The organism is Allomesorhizobium camelthorni (genome assembly GCF_011045125.1).
GTDB classification, from domain to species: Bacteria; Pseudomonadota; Alphaproteobacteria; order Rhizobiales; family Rhizobiaceae; genus Allomesorhizobium; species Allomesorhizobium camelthorni.
Map to the genome: position 1 here is coordinate 1 of NZ_JAAKZF010000230.1, position 1,599 is coordinate 1,599.

Genomic DNA, 1,599 nt, shown 5'->3' on the forward strand with positions numbered 1-1,599 from the left:
CAGACGCCGGACGAGGCCTACTTCAATGCGCTGTCATCAATCCCGATGGCAGCCTAACCAAGGCAGGGAATCCACTTAGCGACAGCCCGGAACCTGTTCCGACAAACCGAGCCAGCTCTCACCGACCCGGCGCGCCCCGCCCGATGCAGGCGATAGGGTTTAACACGGCTGATTTCCGCTAGATGTCGAAGATTACGGGCTTTTTCCGCCTTGGGCACGTAGATTAGGTAGCCCTCGACGTAGGGTAACCCAAGTGGCCCAACAGCAGAAGGAAGAGCTCGCGCTCCGCCGTGATATCGAGCTTCTCATAGATGCTGTTGCGATGATTTTTGACCGTGCCGAGACTGATGCCCAACTTTTCGGCAATCGACTGGGTTGGATACCCAGCGAAAATGAGCTTTACGATCTCCCCCTCACGCTTCGTAAGTTTGTTGAAATAGAAGCAAACCAAATCGGCAGCGATGTTTGATCCGTTGGGCGGTTCAGACAATTTTCGAAGAACATAGATTCGTCCACCATCGAGTGTCGGCTGCCCCAACTGGAGGGACTGAATCGCAAGAGCATGTCGATCATCGATCGACAACAGCGTAAGATCTTCGTTCCAAGATGCATGCAGAGCGGGCATTAGCCTCGGAAGATCGGCTTCCGCTTTGTCCCATTCATTGCTCGAGAATAAACGTTTGCCTTTAGCACTTACAACGAGGACGGCTTCCGATCCATAAGAGGCTGCAGTTGTCCGAGCATTCATCTCAAGCGTATTGGCTATGTAAGACAGATGGGCTTCCTGCAGACCGAGTATGAGCGGATAGAGATCCCGTAGCAATCGAACCATCTCGACGGAATATTGGCCGCGCGTGCGTTCAAAGAACAATCCTAGCGTCGATCCGCAAAACCATGGGAGAAGAATGCCAACTTCGTCCGAAACCCCGAATATCCGGTTGAACTCTCGAACAAATGTTCCACCATGGTCGAGCGATGCTACGTCACCAAGCGTGACTACACCACACTGTCGGGTCCCCGTCCAGTATCGCAGAAACGGATCGAACTGGTAATAACTTGAAAGATACAAGTCACGGCAATCTTGCGTAATGCCGTCGCTAAGATGAATGTGTGGGCTCATATCATCGAAATAGCCGACAACTACACGACGGTCCCAGTCTACAAGCATCGCAAGCAGGTGCAAAAGACGATTGTGAAAAACGGCGCTTCCTATCTCACGCGCCGTGTCTCCCAGGGCGCGGGCCAGAACGGTGCGCATCCCCGAATAGGACGGACTGTCGATTTCCACTTCCCAATCGGTGTTGCGTTTCCGAGGATGCTTCACATTCCGCAACGCTTCGCGAAACATGTTCGGATCGACATCTATGGTTCGAGCCATATGCTCGGCGGTTGTGTGTTTGGCGATCATGACGTGTCCTACGCGCTCTGCTAAAAGTATGAGGAATCAGAGTGCAAAGCGCCATGACTCAGTTTTGGATTTCAAACTGGGACACTCCCCTATCATCGCTTACCAAAGCCGGTTAGCTTTTCCAGTCTGATTCCATGGAGCCGGAGCCCGCCTGGCGAGCTCCCGCTTGGGTCAGGCGATCGGCGAGGATG

At 53.3% G+C, this 1,599-nt stretch carries 1 protein-coding gene; it reads right to left on the reverse strand.

The features are described 5' to 3' along the window. Positions 1-223: 223 nt before the first annotated feature. Positions 224-1,408 (reverse strand): helix-turn-helix transcriptional regulator, encoded by a 1,185-nt coding sequence (locus G6N73_RS38970; RefSeq protein ID WP_425484201.1) that lies wholly within the window; start codon positions 1,406-1,408, stop codon positions 224-226. Between the last annotated feature and the right edge of the window lie 191 nt (positions 1,409-1,599).

What these genes read in the sequence shown, in the direction of transcription:
- G6N73_RS38970 (WP_425484201.1), bottom strand. Translation starts at nt 1,408, where the DNA reads ATGATCGCCAAACACACAACCGCCGAGCATATGGCTCGAACCATAGAT.